The sequence below is a fragment of the Algoriphagus lutimaris genome, from assembly GCF_017051705.1.
Lineage (GTDB): Bacteria > Bacteroidota > Bacteroidia > Cytophagales > Cyclobacteriaceae > Algoriphagus > Algoriphagus lutimaris.
In genome coordinates, this window is the sequence record NZ_JAFIDJ010000020.1 from 1 (window position 1) to 296 (window position 296).

Here is a 296-nt window from a genome sequence, read left to right on the forward strand (position 1 = left end):
GCTGACCCATCCGCGCTACGGCATGGGGAAACGTCTTGGTGCGGCGGATGTGGATAAATGGGCGCTGTATGTCATCGGCCAGTACTGCGACCAGTCAGTGCCGGACGGCTTTGGCGGCACGGAGCCGCGCATCACCTGTAATGCGTACCTGACCACACAGCGTAAGGCGTGGGATGTGCTCAGCGATTTCTGCTCGGCGATGCGCTGTATGCCGGTATGGAACGGGCAGACGCTGACGTTCGTGCAGGACCGACCGTCGGATAAGACGTGGACCTATAACCGCAGTAATGTGGTGA

Annotated in this window: 1 protein-coding gene; it reads left to right on the forward strand. The window is 60.1% G+C overall.

Annotation, left to right across the window (positions count from 1 at the left end; all coding sequences use genetic code 11):
* Nucleotides 1-296 (forward strand): phage tail protein (locus JYB62_RS19615; protein WP_205647088.1); only part of this gene is annotated, 296 nt, incomplete at both ends.